The organism is Paenibacillus sp. MER 180, assembly GCF_023713665.1.
GTDB classification, from domain to species: Bacteria; Bacillota; Bacilli; order Paenibacillales; family Paenibacillaceae; genus Paenibacillus_B; species Paenibacillus_B suaedae.
This window is the reverse complement of the sequence record NZ_JAMAVT010000007.1, coordinates 317,033-333,332: the sequence shown is the minus strand read 5'-3', so window position 1 is coordinate 333,332 and position 16,300 is coordinate 317,033. Positions and strand designations below refer to the sequence as shown.

General features: G+C 47.6%; 13 protein-coding genes and 1 riboswitch. Of the genes, 3 read left to right on the top strand and 10 right to left on the bottom strand.

What is annotated here, in order from left to right:
- Position 1 precedes the first annotated feature (1 nt).
- Both M3661_RS14560 and M3661_RS30765 read left to right on the top strand, forming a co-directional pair.
- The gene (locus tag M3661_RS14560) at positions 2-1,012 is read left to right on the top strand and encodes a LacI family DNA-binding transcriptional regulator (RefSeq protein ID WP_251486207.1); all 1,011 of its coding nucleotides are present in this window, start codon (positions 2-4) and stop codon (positions 1,010-1,012) included.
- A gap of 215 nt (positions 1,013-1,227) precedes the next feature.
- The gene (locus M3661_RS30765) at positions 1,228-1,311 is read left to right on the top strand and encodes a putative holin-like toxin (RefSeq protein ID WP_368072462.1); all 84 of its coding nucleotides are present in this window, start codon (positions 1,228-1,230) and stop codon (positions 1,309-1,311) included.
- Between the two features lie 172 nt (positions 1,312-1,483).
- Here M3661_RS30765 and M3661_RS14555 read toward each other — a convergent pair whose 3' ends face one another.
- The 7 genes from M3661_RS14555 to M3661_RS14525 form a co-directional block, all read right to left on the bottom strand.
- Positions 1,484-3,202, bottom strand: coding sequence for an adenine deaminase (locus tag M3661_RS14555; RefSeq protein WP_065293634.1), 1,719 nt, complete (start codon positions 3,200-3,202; stop codon positions 1,484-1,486).
- Positions 3,203-3,252: 50 nt separating this feature from the next.
- Positions 3,253-4,362, bottom strand: coding sequence for an ABC transporter ATP-binding protein (locus M3661_RS14550; protein ID WP_065293633.1), 1,110 nt, complete (start codon positions 4,360-4,362; stop codon positions 3,253-3,255).
- A 22-nt stretch (positions 4,363-4,384) separates the two neighbouring features.
- Positions 4,385-5,176, bottom strand: a complete 792-nt coding sequence (locus M3661_RS14545) for an ABC transporter permease (protein ID WP_021252207.1) — start codon at positions 5,174-5,176, stop codon at positions 4,385-4,387.
- A gap of 16 nt (positions 5,177-5,192) precedes the next feature.
- A complete protein-coding gene (locus tag M3661_RS14540) occupies positions 5,193-6,011 on the bottom strand; it encodes an ABC transporter permease (RefSeq protein ID WP_028533676.1) in 819 nt (272 codons plus the stop codon).
- A gap of 27 nt (positions 6,012-6,038) precedes the next feature.
- Complete coding sequence (locus M3661_RS14535; protein ID WP_251486204.1) at positions 6,039-7,088, bottom strand: nucleoside hydrolase; 1,050 nt, start codon at positions 7,086-7,088, stop codon at positions 6,039-6,041.
- A 158-nt stretch (positions 7,089-7,246) separates the two neighbouring features.
- Positions 7,247-8,299 (bottom strand): ABC transporter substrate-binding protein, encoded by a 1,053-nt coding sequence (locus M3661_RS14530; protein WP_065293632.1) that lies wholly within the window; start codon positions 8,297-8,299, stop codon positions 7,247-7,249.
- A 341-nt stretch (positions 8,300-8,640) separates the two neighbouring features.
- On the bottom strand, positions 8,641-10,035 hold the full coding sequence (locus tag M3661_RS14525; protein ID WP_251486201.1) for an NCS2 family permease: 1,395 nt from the start codon (positions 10,033-10,035) through the stop codon (positions 8,641-8,643).
- A 248-nt stretch (positions 10,036-10,283) separates the two neighbouring features.
- A riboswitch (purine riboswitch) is annotated at positions 10,284-10,384 on the bottom strand.
- A gap of 389 nt (positions 10,385-10,773) precedes the next feature.
- Between M3661_RS14525 and M3661_RS14520 the strand changes: the two genes are divergently transcribed.
- Positions 10,774-13,179 carry a S8 family serine peptidase gene (locus tag M3661_RS14520; protein WP_251486198.1) on the top strand — a complete coding sequence of 802 codons (2,406 nt, stop codon included), beginning with the start codon at positions 10,774-10,776 and terminating at the stop codon, positions 13,177-13,179.
- A 220-nt stretch (positions 13,180-13,399) separates the two neighbouring features.
- On the opposite strand, the gene M3661_RS14515 is transcribed toward M3661_RS14520, so the two are convergent.
- From M3661_RS14515 to guaA, 3 genes are all read right to left on the bottom strand, one after another.
- Positions 13,400-13,546 carry an aspartyl-phosphate phosphatase Spo0E family protein gene (locus M3661_RS14515; RefSeq protein ID WP_251486247.1) on the bottom strand — a complete coding sequence of 49 codons (147 nt, stop codon included), beginning with the start codon at positions 13,544-13,546 and terminating at the stop codon, positions 13,400-13,402.
- Positions 13,547-13,776: 230 nt separating this feature from the next.
- Complete coding sequence (locus tag M3661_RS30760) at positions 13,777-14,196, bottom strand: YrvL family regulatory protein (RefSeq protein WP_397376521.1); 420 nt, start codon at positions 14,194-14,196, stop codon at positions 13,777-13,779.
- 365 nt (positions 14,197-14,561) lie between these two features.
- Positions 14,562-16,103, bottom strand: coding sequence for a glutamine-hydrolyzing GMP synthase (guaA, locus tag M3661_RS14510; protein ID WP_251486196.1), 1,542 nt, complete (start codon positions 16,101-16,103; stop codon positions 14,562-14,564).
- Positions 16,104-16,300 lie beyond the last annotated feature (197 nt).

Genomic DNA, 16,300 nt, shown 5'->3' with positions numbered 1-16,300 from the left:
TATGAAATCAACTATTTACGACGTAGCCAAGGCGGCTGGCGTATCCATAGCCACTGTATCGAAGGTCGTCAATCAAACAGGCAATATTAGCGCCAAAACACGTGAGCGTGTCCTCCATATTATGAAAGAGCTGCAATACCAGCCGAGTGTAGTTGCTTCCGCGTTAACCGGAAAGAAAACGTCCACCTTCGGCCTGCTCATCTCCGATCTGGCCAACCCCTTTTTCGCTGAGGTGGCCCGCAATCTGGAGGATCAAGCGCAAGCGTCCGGATACAGTATTGTTATGTGCAGCACAGACAATAAGGATGATAAAGGGCTAAATTACATTTCCCTATTGCAGCGCAAGCAAATTGACGGGCTTATCATTGCCTGCCAATTTACAAAATGGTCGCAGCTAGAAGACTACATTAACGACAGTCTCCCCATCGTGCTATTCTCCAAAGACATCACATCCCTGACCATGCACACCGTGACCGTGGATGACTATAAAGGCGGCTACGAGGCGATTCGTCACCTGCTCCAGCTTGGACATACCGATATCGGCATCATTACAGAGGACAGCCCAAGCGGTGAGCACCGGGTTCGAGGCGCCAAGCAAGCGATGAAGGATGCAGGAATCGAGCCGAACGATCAATGGATCACAGTCGTTCACTCGTCTGTCGCAGAAGGGTGTTCCGGCGCAAATCAAATACTGCAGCAATCTTCCCGTCCGACTGCGATATTCACCTGCAATGATTTGCTAGCCGTCGGCGCTATGCAGTCTGCACACCAGATCGGCTTGCAGGTTCCTAACGATTTGTCCATCATTGGATTCGACGATACGATCCTGTCTCAAATCGTTGTGCCGCGTCTCACGACGATCGCACAGCCAATTCCCGATATGGCCAAGGAAACGATTCAATTGCTGCTCCGCCAAGCAGACAATCCAGACATGCCGAAGCAAAAGATCGTGTTCCAGCCACAATTGATTTCGGGGGATTCTACGCAGGTACGAGAAACCGACGGCAAATGATCCTACTTGAAAATTTATAGTCGTAGTTAATTTAGCCCTTTGGCTGATCTAATACGAGAAGAGCCGTAAGGATGCAACAATCCCTACGACTCTTCGCCTATAATCTTGGTTTCAAGTAAAACAACCAGAGAAAAGACAATGTTAATATGTGGTATAATAATCTGACACAACACACCTTGAGTGGAAAGACTCCCTCCTGAAAGGAGGTGAGTCCTATGAACTTCTCCTTTTCTGATATGATCATGTTCGCCACGTTTATCGTCGCGCTGCTGACTTACATGGATAGAAAAAAGAAGTAACCCATCAAGGTTGGCGCCAGAAATGGGTTACTTCTTTACCTTAACTCTTAATCTGGAGGGGAAACCCACTCAAGATGTTTGTGCTTAGGAGCAGTTCGCCGCTGCTCCTTCCTTATTGTTATCATACCACATGCTGGAATATACCTCAACGGTTCGCAGTCGATACGGTTGTTCAAACCTTTTCCACCAGAAGCGGAACGACCTGTCCAGCATGAACATCGATCAATCCCAGATCCGTTAGCTTCAGCGCCGGACTTACTGGCAAGGAATGCGTACACAGCGACATAATCGGGTTGTAATGCTCGTAGCCGATTGATTCCATCGCCTCGCGCAGCTTCTTCACGGCTTGTCCGAACTCCTCGAACGGCTCCTCTGACAAAATGCCGCCGACAGGCAGCGGAATATGTGCAATCACCTTGCCGTCATCAACGACACAGAAGCCGCCTTGATCCGCAATGACTGTATTGGCCGCAAGCACCATATCTGCCTGTGAATGACCTACGACAAGCAGGTTGTGATTGTCATGTGAATACGTCGTCGCAATCGCTCCGCGCTTAATCGTGTTGCCCGTAATGAGTCCGTAAGCACGGTTGCCGTTCTTGCCATAACGTTCGAAGGTAGCAATCAACCCATATGGACTCTCCTGCCACTTCAATTCTCCATCTGCCACACGTACCGATTCATGCAGTTCCTTCGTGTTCGTCGTTCCGTTCAACACCTGCATGACGCGGCAGAGATACTCGCCATCAACAGCCTCTGCAGCTACCTGGAAATCTTCTGCCGTTAGCTTCTGCAACTTCACACTCTCATAGAAATGAGACGGGAATTGGCGTTCACCGCGCTCTTGCTCATAGGCTGTTCCAGCCTCATAAGCCAAGCGTCCATGCTTGTATACCGATGCGATGTCGAACTGCTCAACGTCGCTGAGCAGTACGAAGTCCGCCACTTTATTCGGTGCAATTGCTCCGCGATCGTACAAGTGCATCCGTCTGGCTGGCGTATACGTAGCCGCATAAATCGCGCGTTCCGGCTTCATGCCCATAGCCATCGCCTTTTTAACTAAGTGATTCAAATGGCCGTCTTGAACGAAGGTATCCGCCATGACGTCATCCGTTACGAAGCAGAACAGCTCTGCTACGTCCTCATGAATGAGTACATCCATAATGTCCGGTGTCATCGACTTCTCCTGAATCTCAAGGAACATGCCGTTCGCCATCCGATCGCGCATGCTGTCCACGGCCTGCTCGGTATGATCGGAGTCTACTCCTGCGAACATGAAGCGTGCCAGTTCTAGATCAACCAGCTTCTTCGGCGTATGTCCCTCGATAACGAGATTCGGGTAATTGCTGCGGATATGGTGCAGGATACGGTTCGTTTTGCAGTCCGGGTCTCGCAGAACATCGACCGAGTTCATGATCTCGCCCAAGCATACAACCCGCTCATCCTTCAGCAGCTCATCGATATCTGCAATGTCGATTTCCCCGCCCGTGGTCTCCAGTGGCGTTGCAGGCACTGAGCTCGGAATTGCATATAAGATATCCGCTGTGCAGCCCTTGCTTGCATTGATCATTTCCTTCACGCCTTCAACGCCGAACACGTTCGCCATCTCATGCGGCTCGGATACAATCGTCGTGACCCCGTTTTGAATTAGGCCGTGCGAGAACGTCTGCGGCGTAACCATCGTGCTCTCAATATGAAGATGGATATCGACGAGGCCTGGAATCATGTACTTTCCCGTTCCGTCCACGACTTTGACCGCCTCGAATGCATCCGTTCCGCGATTCCCAATGTAGAGGAAACGCCCATCCTGAATGGCGGCATTCCCTTGTATGAATCGTTTCAAATACACGTTATATACGCTGACGTTCGTTACCAACAAATCTATTTTCATGTATTCCACTCCTCGCTGTCCTTCGTTCGTTGGTATAGAGGTAGTTCATATTAGTTCGAAGTTCTCACCAGAACGACTTTTTCTTTCGGCAGTACGAGCTTCACGGCTGTACCGCGTTCGAACGGCGTCTCCATTTCGCGATTTACCGTGAATTCGCCAAGCGGCGTTTCGACGATGTATTGATAGCTGCGACCGAGGAAGGTACTGATTTTCACTTGACCGTCAATCTGGTTCCATCCCGCTTCCACATCCTCAGCCGTTAAGCCGCCAATCCCAGCCGTACATTCGCTGTCTGTAGCTACCAGAAGATCGTCTGGACGAATAGCGCCCTTCATCGAGCTGGACAATGGATGGCCTGAGCGATGGATGACCTGCATCTTCACTCCTTCTGCGCCGTGTATCGTAATCGCTCCTCCGTCATCATGCATTTCGCCAATGTCGATAAAGTTGTTGAAGCCGATGAACCGGGCAACGAATTCAGTGGCCGGGTATTTATAAATGTTCGCAGGCGCATCCAATTGCTCAATGACGCCTTTGTTCATGATGGCAACCTTATCTGAAATGGAGAAGCACTCCTCTTGGTCGTGAGATACATACACGCTTGTAATCCCAAGCTGCTTCTGAATACGGCGAATTTCTACACGCATATTGACGCGCAGGTTCGCGTCCAGGTTACTAAGCGGTTCGTCGAACAGGAGCAGATCCGGCTGAATGACGAGCGCACGAGCGATTGCAACGCGTTGACGCTGTCCACCGGACAATTCTCCGGGGAATCGCTTTTCGAAGCCCTTCAGGTCTACAACCTCCAGCATCTCATGTACACGCTTCGCGATGGACGACTTGTCCACCTTGCGCAGCTTCAAGCCGTACGCGACATTGTCGAACACGCTCATGTGCGGGAACAGCGCATAGCTCTGGAATACGAAGCCGAAGTTACGCTTGTTCACCGGCACCCGTGTATAATCTTTCCCTTGGAATAGGAACTTGCCGTCCTTCGCTTCCAGGAAGCCAGCAATCAGGCGCAGTGTTGTCGTCTTGCCGCAGCCTGATGGTCCGAGCAGAGAGATCAGCTCGCCTTCGTTCAGGCTTAGGTTGAAGTCTTTCAAGATCAGGTTTTTCTCGTATGCAACAGATATATTTTGAAGGGATAGCAATTCCATGATCGTTGGCCTCCGATGTATGCTAGTTATTTTTCGTGAAGTAGGAGAGTCCCATTAAACGTTCAATTGAGAACATAAGCAATGCTGTAATGACCATCAGCAGCACCGAAATTGCTGCAATTGTCGGGTCGAAGTAATTCTCGACATAGGTCAGCATTTGAATCGGCAATGTGCTGACCCCAGGTCCCGTCATGAACACGGAAATATCTACGTTGTTGAACGATTCCAGGAACGCGAGCAGAACACCCGCGATAAGACCAGAACGAATGTTAGGCAGCACGACCGTGAAGAATGTCTGCAGTCGGCTCGCACCCAAGCTCATGGACGCTTCTTCAACGGAATAGTCGAAGTTCGCCAAGCTCGATGCAATGACCCGAATGATAAATGGCAGCATCAGCACGATGTGTCCGATCAGCAAGCTTGTATATACGGGCAGTTCGAATTTCACGACTAAATACTTGAGCATCGTGAAGCCGAGCACGACCCCAGGGATCAAAATCGGCGAGATAAAGATGGCATTGAGCAGCCCCTTGCCCTTAAACTGATAGCGGCTCAGCGCATATGCAGCAGGAACGCCGAGCAGAAGCGCAATCAGGTTGCCGGCAAGCGCGACGATGATCGTAACTTTAAACGTAGACAAAAACATTTCGACATCAAAAATATTGCGATACCATTTCAGTGAGAAGCCTTCTGGCGGGAACTTCAGTACCGAACCCTCTCCAAAAGACGTTGCCATAATAATGATGAGCGGCCCGAGCAAAAAGAGAAACACCAATCCCGTAAATACGGCGAGTCCGCGATGTTGTTCTTTCATAAGAAGTTAACCCCCGTTATCCCTTCGGATTCAATTTGCGAGCGAGCTGATTCATAAGACCGATAATGATGAAGGTGACGACAATCATGACGGTCGCAATAATCGAAGCCATATCCCAGTCGTTGAGCGTCATCGCATTCTGATACAGGAACGTAGCGACGACTCGCTGTTTGCCGCCAAGCAGCTGCGGCGTCGTATACGCCGTTAGACTGCCGACGAATACAAGGATGCTGCCAACGATAAGACCAGGCACACACAGCGGTACGATGACGGTCATAAAGCCCTTCATGCGAGATGCGCCAAGACTTGATGAAGCATTCAACAGGTCGCCGTCAATGTTCTCCATAACACCGACGAGCGAAATGATCATAAGCGGCAAAAACAGATGAATGAGACCGATCATCATCGCGGTCGGCGTATACATGATTTTTAACGGCTCATCAATTAATCCAATGCTGGTCAACAGCTGATTCACCAAACCGTTCTTGCCGAGAATGACCATCCAGCTGAAGGAGCGCACAATCGCACTCGTCATGAGTGGGAAGATTGCGAGCGCCAGCAGGATTCCTTTGATACGCGCCTTCTGCCGTGAAATATAGTAAGCAGCAGGGAATCCGATCATTATGCAGGCAAGTGTTGTAACGAAGCTGACCTGCAGTGTAGTACCTAATATTTTCAGCATGTACGGATCGCCGAGCAGCTTCACATAACCGTCGATTGTAAATTGCCCTTCACGGAAGAAAGTTGAGCCAATTGTCATGAAGATCGGGATGATCATGAACAAGGTCAAGAATACGAGTCCCGGAAGCAGCAGCCATATAAATGGTTTTTTCATCAGTTCGTCTCCTGTTTCTCTTGATGTCTATGCTTGCAATACGGAGATAAAACGATCCATGAACGCCTCTCCATCTACCTCTACACATACATTTGCGTTTGACTCCCGGCCGAGGCGATTCTGAACGTCACACACGGTTTGACCGTCGCACAGGTCGCTTCGTGTCTCAACGTCCACATAATAGCGATGCGTCTTGACGATACTGGCATCGATCACTATATAGGCAGCGAGCGGATCGTGCATCGCACACGCTGCTACACCGTTGCGCATTCGATACCGCTCCATGTACTGTGCCGTACATGTACGGACAAAGCCTCCAAGCGGTGTGGAGTCGAGCTTCTCCAAATGCTCGGGACGCAGCAGTGCCTGACGTGTTACGTCCAGACCGACGATGGTCAGGTCAAATCCTGCATGCAGCACCATTTTGGCCGCTTCTGGGTCAACGTAGATGTTGTATTCCGCCACTGGCGTAACGTTGCCGAACGTCTGCAGCGCGCCTCCCATCATAACGACCCGCTTAACGAGCTGCGGCAATTCGGGACAGGCCCGCAAGGCAATTGCCAGATTGGTGAGCGGCGCTGTCATAAGAAGTGTCAGCTCACCTGGGCGCTTCTTCGCTTCTTCAATGATGAACTGTGCTGCATGCGGCAGCCCTTCCTCCAGCTCGGGCGGACTCATATCGGATAGAGCTCCGCCCAAGCCATCATTTCCGTGCACAGCGTGCTCGAAGAACGTCGGACGCATCAATGGCTCGTTCGCTCCCGGAATGATTGGAACATTGCGAGTGAATCCATTCCTTGCAGAGGCAGCTCCTTTTTGCTCGAAATTCAGCGGAACCTTGTTCGCCTCAACATCCGCGCGTTGCTTGTCCTCATCCAACTGCTGCAGCATGTGTATCACTTTTCGTGTATTTAACGTCGCTTGTGAGAGTGAGACATTGCCATTCACTGTCGTCACGCCGACAAGCTCTACTTGTTTGCTTTTCCAAACTAACGCTAATGCAAGTGCATCATCTACGCCCGTATCGACATCCATAATGACGGGCATTTGCTTCGAAGTAGCCGTATCCGCAACCATGATGCCAACCTCCTGACTATTGATGGGAATAAAAAAGGAGGGTGCGATAAACGGCAGCCCTCCTCTTGATCGAGGAAGTTCAAAAAGGTACCTTGTCGTCGCGAAGTCGCTCTTAGCCGTTGCAACGTATACGTTTTTGAACATTCAATATTTGGACTTTACTCGATTTCACGGTTCCAGCGGTCAATCCAACCGCTCATTTCTTTGTTCACTTTACGAAGGTCAAGCGTCTTCAGGTTTTCAACAACATCTGGGCCATACGTCAAGCCTTTCGCCTCGTCAGCGGTCAGCTTCACTTCTTTGTTCGTTGGCGAATCGACGCGAGCCTTCGCATTCGCTTCTTGTACTTGCTGACTCAAGTGCCAGTTAATGAACTTTTCTGCCAGCTCTTTATGTTTCGAGCCTTTTACAATGTTGACCGTGTTCAAGAGCGCATATGCGCCTTCCTTCGGCGTTACGAACTTAGCGGATGGCAGAGCTTCCGTCAAGCTGCCCAAGAAGGTGTCCTGCATCGGTGCAGCCACAACCTCACCTTGCGCGAACATATTAACCAAGTCAGCGGACTTGGAGTAATACTTCACGACGCCAGGATTGATTTCTTTCATCGCTTTGAAGGCCGCTTCCGTATCCATATCCTTGCTGCCCGCTACCTTCGCCGCAAAATCCATCATCATTGGCCCTGTTGTAATCGTAATGTTAGGCAGGGCAATTTTATTTTTCAATTCAGGCTTCCACAGGTCGCTCCATGATTCAATCGGCGTTTTTGCCTCATCGCTGTTCACCGCAAGTCCAAGCTGCGCTACCGTGTGCGCTGGGCCATAGTCTTCGCCGATCGGCGCCTTAGCGATATCATACAGCTGCTCGATGTTCGGAATGTTCTTGCGATCAATCTTCTCGAATAAGCCTTCTTCAGCACCTTGCAGTGCATAGTAGTCGGACAAGTAGATCAGGTCTACCTTCGAGCTGCCTTGACGGACTTTGTTCAAGCGATCCGTGTTGTTGCCGATCTCTGTCACGATCTTAACGTTATACTCTTTCTCGAACGGCTCGTACACGTTCTTCTTCATCGCATCCTCGGCAAAGCCCCAAGTTGAGATGACCAATTCTGTCGGCGCTTCCTTGCCGCCTTCAGCTGCCTTGTCCCCGCCGCAAGCTGCCAGCAATGTGCCCATCGAAAGTACGAATGCAAGTGTTAACGCTAATTTTTTCATGAAGTCCCATCCCCCTGATGCCATTCTAAGTTGAGTATCTCGTGTAATAAGTGATCAAAAGTTCGCTTTTCAGCACTGTTACAAACAGTTCCACTTCGTGATCAAAAGTTTGCTTTTCAGCACCGAGAAGGTTGCATGAACCCGAAGCCGATGCTTCCGAAGCGAGTTTTGCGATGCAAAACTTGTAAGGAGCAGCGGAATGTAGTCAGAACTACATGAGCAGCTACAATGTTTCCGTAAGGAAACATACGTCGAAAGCATGTGCTGTTCGAAGGGTGAACGCAAGATTCGATGCCGAGATACAATCAGTTCAACTTCGTGATCAAAAGCGAATGCGAGCCCTAGTGGCCGCCCATTGCTACATAGCGGACAATAACCAGTACAAACAGCACCCACATAAGCCAGTGAATCTTATATTTCTCACCCTTGCCGAATACGTTCGCTACGAACGCCAGCAGGACGTAACCAAGAATACCGAAGGAAATACCGTTCGCAATGCTGTACGTGAACGGCATGAATGCAATCGTCATAAATGCCGGAATCCCAATAACCAAGTCTTTGAAGTTGATTTCCGTAACGGCTTGCATCATCAATACACCAACGACGATAAGCGCTGCTGCTGTAGCTGGGCCTGGAATCAAAGCAACTGCTGGAGCCAAGAACAAGGACAACAAGAAGCAGATTCCTGTCGTTACAGACGTAAGTCCTGTGCGTCCGCCTTCTGCTACACCCGCGGAGCTTTCTACGAATGCAGTCACCGTACTTGTACCAAGTGCCGCACCGCCCGCTACCGCAACAGAGTCAACGAACATCGCTTTCCCTACGCGCTTGTTGCCTTCTTCACGATTTCTCATGAATCCAGCACGGTTGGCTGTACCAACCAATGTTCCGAATGTATCGAACAATTCAACGAATGTGAACGTTAGGATGATAGATACGATACCCACACCCATGATGCCAGCGAAATCAAACTCGAAGAAGCTCAATTGCGTCAAATCTGGAACCCAGTTTGCACCGTTCAACGAACTGAAATCGACGCGCCCCATCAAAATCGCAGCGACCGTCGTTCCCAAAATACCGAACAAAATCGCGCCGCGTACGTTCAAAATCATAAGAATCGAAATAAGTGCCAAGCCGATAATTGTAAGCAGTACATCAGGATTGGAGAAGCTGCCTAAGCCGAATACTGTTTCAAAACCTTGAAGCGGTGTGAATGTACCCTTAGGAATATCATTCACGGTCTCAACGGACACGGACAACATTCCGCTATTTTTCAAGCCGACAATCGTAATGAACAAGCCGATACCGACTGTAATCGCATGCTTAAGTGCATCAGGAACTGCTTCAAGCAGCATTTGACGTACATGTGTAATCGTAAGCAGGAAGAAGATAATCCCGGAAATAAATACTGCCGTCAGTGCCATTTGCCATGTGATCGGATGTTCCGAGCCAGCAGTCGATACGACGACTGTTGCAAAGTAAGCATTCAGCCCCATCCCTGGTGCCAAGGCAACCGGGAAATTAACGAAGATCCCCATCGCAATGGTGAAAATACCGCCTGCAATAGCTGTTGCAAGAAATACGGGATACCATTCCATGCCGGTCTTACCGAAAGCCGTTAGAATGTTCGGATTAACGGCCAAGATGTACGCCATCGCCATAAAGGTCGTAATACCCGCCATAATCTCCGTACTAATTGTCGAACCGTTCTCCTTGATTTTGAAGAAGCGCTCCATGTGTATAACATCCTCCCCATGACATCTCATGAATGTGTGTTTACTGCTGCTTCTGTTTCCCCCAGTAACCTGTCTAAGTACAAAAAAAGAACTCAGGTTGATCTCCCGAGCTCTGGCGTGAAAAGAAGTGAGGCATTCCCTACTCGCACTGCCCGCTATATGAATGAATAGCAAGTTCCCATCCTGATATTGCACACAGATTATGGGCAGGCAGAGCGTATAAGACGAATCTTCTAACTAGATTCATCCGGAAAGCCGTTCCTCTTCGTAGCCAGATCATTTACGGTGATCTCGTAGAAACTCTCAGGCCAATTCCCAAGATTATACGAAAAAGTTGCGTTATTAGGTTATCTACTCACATTGTATAGGCATTCGGCAGGGTTGTCAACGCCATTTCCGAACAATAAACAAAATATCTTATAACTCGTTCGTGTTTTTGTAGCGAAAACAAATTCAATTTCTCCATTACTGAAATCAACATTCTATGATGTCCCAGCATGCTAGAATTACAAAAAAATTTTTTCTGGAAAATCACAGTAAAACTATTGAATTAATTCATTATTTTTTATAAAATGGGTTCATACATTTTTACCCAGTTCTGAAACTATTATGATTGCTTTTTACAAATGGTATTCGGGTAAACATGTAAATCTAGCATTTTGGAGGTGAGTTTATACGTTAAAAATGCCAGCTTTGTCAGACTAGACTATACTCTTTTATACCAAGGAGGAATAGCATTTGGCGAACAAAAACAACAAAAAAGTGCTTTCAATGATCATGTCGATTGCCATGGCAATCAGCCTGATGTCACCAGCGGTGTCAGCCTATGAAGGCCCCGCGAACAATTCAACCGAGAAGCTGCTCTATTTGCGAACAGGCACCGTCAATCTCCAGAATGAAAATGAACACTATGGACTGCAGCTTGATGAAGAAAGCACGCAACGCCAATTGTACGTTGTTCAATTCAACGACGTCATCACAGATTCCTCCAAACAGCTCTTGCAACAGGCTGGAGCGGAACTCGGAGACTATCTCCCTGACTATGCTTATCTCGTACGCATGAACCCGCAACAAGCCGGCACCCTCGCCGCAAACGATCAGATTTACAGAGTCACCCTCTTTCAGCCAGAATGGAAGAATGGCAACCTCTCCACTTCCGAAGACACTTCACCAAGCAACTATGTAATCTCAGTATTCAGGGGCAGTGAGGCAGAAGTTGCCCAATCACTTAAGCAGCAAGCCATCCCCGTTACCGATGTGCAAGAAGGCTATATCGAAGCTGTATTAAGCAACGAATCACTCCCGCTCGTTCTTAATCAACCAGATGTCACCTTCGTCGAATCTAAGCCTCAAGAAGAGATCCTCAACGACTTCGTCACAAATCAAGTTGGGGCTGCTACGTCGAATGGCGTGTGGAGCAAGGGATTGACCGGAAAAGGTCAAGTGGTTACTGTAGCCGACAGCGGCTTGGATTCCGGTAATCTAAGCACACTCCATAAGGATTTCGAAGGTCAGCTGCATACGACTCCTGTTCCTAACCCCGAAGGAACATGGAAGGATACGATCGGTCATGGCACACATGTAGCCGGTACCGTGCTCGGCACAGGAGCAATGTCCAATGGGAAATATAAAGGCGTTGCCTATGGTGCCAAACTGTTCGCCCAAACAATTGGCTGTGGTGGTACTTCTATCTGCCCAGGCGACCTGCGCGACTTGTTCGGCTCTGCGAAGCAGCAAGGATCGTTCATCCATACCAACTCCTGGGGCGCCAGCAGCTACACCTACAATTCCAACTCTGCTCGCGCTGATGAATATACGTTCAACAATAAAGACTTCACCGTATTGTTCGCCGCAGGGAACGATGGCAGCGGGAACAACACCATCAATTCACCTGGCAATGCCAAAAACACCATTACGGTTGGTAATCTTCAAAAAACAAATTCGAATCAAATTGCCCCAACCTCCAGCAGAGGATATGCATCAGATGGAAGAGTTAAGCCTGACCTCGTCGTTACTGGTACCTCAATTATTTCCGTTCGTTCTTCAGCCTCAACTAGACCTGCAAATCCAAATCAGTACTACACCAACATGACCGGTACCTCCATGGCTACTCCAGCTGTCGCAGGATCGGCAGCCATCGTTCGCCAATTTTATACCGAGAACAAGCACGTAACACCTTCCTCAGCACTCATCAAAGCGACGCTCATTAATGGAGCTGAAGATGTAGGATATGGATGGATGAGCAGAGAAACAGGATGGGGACGCGTTAACCTCGTGAATTCACTCACCCCTACTGACGGAAGAACCAATAGCTTCATCGACAACACCACAGGTATCAAAACAAACGATTCTATCTCCTACCGCGTAAAGGCCGAAGCCGGCAAACCTCTCAAGATATCTCTTGTCTGGAGCGATTACCAAGGTGCCGTTCAAGCTGGCAAGCAATTGGTCAATGACCTCGATCTTGAAGTAAAAACCCCAACTGGCGAACTCTACAAAGGCAACTGCTTCGTACAAAATACAGCTAGCACAAGCTGTGCCAATTATGACCACATCAACAACGTGGAAAATGCATATCTTTCAACTCCAACTACGGGCGAATATACGGTGACCATCAAAGGATACAATGTGCCACAAGGCCCTCAGCCATTTGCATTAGTTGTATCGGGCAATCATTCTTCTATTCTTGGCCAAGGCCCTGAACAACCAGAACCGGTTGTGCTGAAGGCACCTGAGCAGTTGGCTGTAACGGCAGTCACGTATAATTCAGTAAACCTGAATTGGAGCGATCCGAACACAGGAATTCAAGGCCTTACGTACGAAATCTATCAACAACAGCAAAAAATCGGAACCAGCAGTCAAACCAATTATGCTGCAACCGGTCTTAGTCCAGGCAATACGTATACCTTTACGGTCAGGATCATCGACGGACAAGGCAATGTCTCCCCTCATAGTCAATCCGTAACGGCTAATCTCCCAAATCCGGAGGGAAATACAGATCCATGGCAGGCAGGTAAAGCATACAAGGCAGGCGATCTTGTCTCTTATAATGGTGTGATTTATAAGTGTGTGCAACCACATACATCTTTGACTGGCTGGGAGCCTTCGAATGTACCAGCACTCTGGTCTCCTGTACAGAAATAGGTAGCCGCCTCATCACTAACGAAGGAAAGTGAACCCTATATCAATACCGTAACGCAATAAGGCTATACCGCGGTTAAACGCGGTATAGCCTTTACTATCTCCCCCTCAGAGACTCTTTTGAGTTCTTTTTGAAATCAACAGCTAATTGTGAATCTATATCCTTTAGGGTTAGGCTTTAAACTGAGATTAACTATTCAAATTACTTCAAACTCATCCAATTCTATCTTTTTCTTCTTTCTCCATCTTGACGAGAATGTGTTTTAACAATATATGTATCTAACTGTTGGCTGATTTGAACCACTTCTTCATCTGTTAGTCGTCCCTTGTTTCCTACCGCCTCGGCTAATTTTTCCTTGAGTTCGTTTATCTTTTCTTCTAAATTCTTGTCTATGACGGCTCACCTCACGTACATTTTAATGTACGTTTCAGACAAAAGTGCATTATCTCACCATAGAAACACAAGTTTAAGGGAGTACATGTGGATACTCCCCTTAGCTGCTTACTTATTTTATCTTTCTCCTGTAAGTTAATTACTGTCTTGCGGTCACAATGAATACAATTGCAAAGAGATGTTTGAATCAAAATGTCCGAATTTTTTTATTCACTTCTAGGATTACCGGAATCCCGTTTGCTTGCAGTTATTGAAATATCTATTGTAGAAATAATGAGCGCGAAAACTACCTCGGCAACAAAAGAGATACGAACCGAAGACATACATTCATCTATCGTGTAAATAGCAATAAAGTTAAGCACAACTCGCAGTATAAATTCATGCAGTCTCCGAAAATTGTGCCCTACTTTAGAGCAATTAATCTTAATAAACATGAGAACAATTATAACAACAGCATCTGCAATCAGTGACAATCCATAGAACAATAGTATTGACTTCCATGAATCATATTCGATCCCTAAGATTTCAAAAATGCCGACATTGAAAAAAAATAACACTATTATTGATGTGATCACTGCAAATAACAACAATAGGCTCACAAGAGAAATAGGGATTATTTTCTTCATCATTTCTCTAATTTGTTTCTTGAACATCTAGTGCCTATGATAAGTTCTCCGATTGTTCTGGTGATCACTACATCCAAAGCTATCCCTCCACACCGCTCTAATTCACTCCCTATATTTTACTATACCATGAAAAACGTGTTAATTATTGAAAGATACAACGAACGCACTCAAACCCATTATTTCTCCTCTGATGGCTTTGCAGCAAACATAAAAAATACTCCCTTCTATTTGCTAAACAACTCAAATAAAAGAGATTTTCGTTCGCCGTAGTGAAGGAAGTCACCTAATTTCAATACCGTAACGCAAAAAGGCTATACCGCGGTTAAACGCGGTATAGCCTTTAACTTATTAAGATTCGAACGGAATTACTCCCACTCGATCGTTGCCGGTGGCTTCGATGTTACATCATAGACGATACGGTTAACGTTCTCGACCTCGTTGACGATACGTACGGAGATCTTCTCAAGAATATCCCACGGAATACGTGCCCAGTCAGCTGTCATGCCGTCGATGGATGTTACCGCACGGATACCTACTGTGTAGGAATACGTACGCGCGTCACCCATAACGCCGACACTCTTCATGTCCGGCAATGCTGTGAAGTACTGCCAGATTTCATTGTCCAAGCCAGCCTTCGCAATTTCCTCACGCAAGATTGCATCGGATTCGCGAACAATTGTCAGCTTGTCCTCTGTTACTTCGCCCAATACGCGGATCGCAAGACCCGGACCTGGGAATGGCTGACGCCATACGATTTCACGCGGCAAGCCGAGCTCTTCGCCGACTTTGCGAACTTCGTCCTTGAACAACGTGTTCAAAGGTTCGATCAGCTTGAACTTCATGTCCTCAGGCAAGCCGCCAACGTTGTGGTGGGACTTGATCGTCTGAGCAGTTGCTGTTCCACTCTCTACGATATCCGTATACAATGTGCCTTGTGCCAAGAAGTCGAAGTCGCCCAGCTTCGCGGACTCTTCGTCGAAGCAGTAAATGAACTCGTTGCCGATGATTTTACGTTTTTGCTCTGGATCGGATACACCGGTAAGCTTGCTCATGAAGCGCTCGCGTGCATCAATTTTAACCACATGCATATCGAACTTGCCAACGAATGTCTCCATTACGCCTTCAGCTTCGCCTTTGCGCAGCAAGTTGTGATCGATGAACATACATGTCAGTTGATCACCAATTGCCTTATGAATAAGTGCCGCTACAACGGAGGAATCTACACCGCCGCTAAGCGCGCACAATACTTTGCGATCACCGACTGTCTCGCGAATTTCTTGCACCTTGTCCTCAATGAATGTTTCCATCGACCAGTCGCCCTTGCATTCGCATACACGGAACAAGAAGTTGCGAATCATTTCATTACCGTATACGGAATGACGTACTTCAGGGTGGAATTGTACCGCATGGAAACGTTTTTCCGGATGGCTCATTGCCGCAATTGGAGCATGCTCCGTACCCGCGTCAACGCGGAAGCCTTCTGGAAGCTCAACAACCAAGTCCGTATGGCTCATCCATACGGTTTGGTTTGCTTCCAAGCCATGTGCCAATTCACTGCCTGGCTGGAATACAACATCAGCTTTCCCGTACTCGCGCTTGCCTGCACGCTCAACTTTACCCTTCAGCTGATGCGACATCATTTGCATACCGTAGCAAATCCCCATGATTGGAAGACCCAATTCATAAATACGCGGATCTACCATTGGTGAATTTTCTTCGTATACGCTCGCTGGACCGCCGGAGAATACGATCCCCTTTGGATTCAGTTCTTGAATACGTTCAATTGAAGTGTTGTATGGAACCAGTTCACTGTACACGCCCATATCGCGAATACGACGTGCGATGAGCTGGTTATATTGTCCGCCAAAATCGAGGACAACGATCATTTCATGATGTTGCTTTGTCATTGCCGTGCCTCCCTCTACATATTGTCCACTATTATAACGAAATTGAAAAACGTGAGTCAATGTGTTATGTGATCAAGTTTGGATAACCATATAAAATTACTGGTAAAATGCTATTATTTTTCATTAATTTGAAAACTATTCAAGTTATTATAGGGTCGAAATAGTAAAATCATGGAACATCAGCCCCTTCCCATAGC